The organism is Streptomyces laculatispora, from assembly GCF_017353455.1.
Classification (GTDB): domain Bacteria; phylum Actinomycetota; class Actinomycetes; order Streptomycetales; family Streptomycetaceae; genus Streptomyces; species Streptomyces laculatispora.
The window spans coordinates 15,703-16,205 of record NZ_JAFMPZ010000460.1 but is presented as its reverse complement, the minus strand read 5'-3'; positions in this window follow the sequence as shown (position 1 = coordinate 16,205).

Genomic DNA, 503 nt, shown 5'->3' with positions numbered 1-503 from the left:
CATACGGGGACGAGCCCGCGGTACGGGAGTTCGGAGCCCGTCTGGAACTCCAGGCGGCTTGATCCGAAGGGTGCGGCCGGGGCCCGTACCGGCCGCCATGACAGCGAGTTGTGCCCGGCCGCCCCTCGGGGCGGCAGGCAAGTGAGGGGCGGCGTCGCGGGGCTGGGTGCGCGCCTCTGCGGCGTTGTCGTCAATCGACAACGCTCCGCGTTGCCTCAATCCTCCGCCTTGCAGCCGCACGCACCCAGCCCCGCTCCTTTCCCACCCCCCAATTGCCTGCCGCCCCTTAACTGCGTCTTAAGGCCGCTGGGTGTTACAGCCGGGGTGAAGGGGTGGTGAGTGACCTCATGCGCTTGGCGAACGGCGGCAACCACCCGATAGCGTGAGCCGACGATTCCATAGGTACACACGTAGGAGTCCCGGTGACACAGAGCGGACAGGGCGACGAGCAGCAGCTCCCTGCTGTACGACCCGCGCACGAGGGTGTCGTGCTGCCCGCGGGT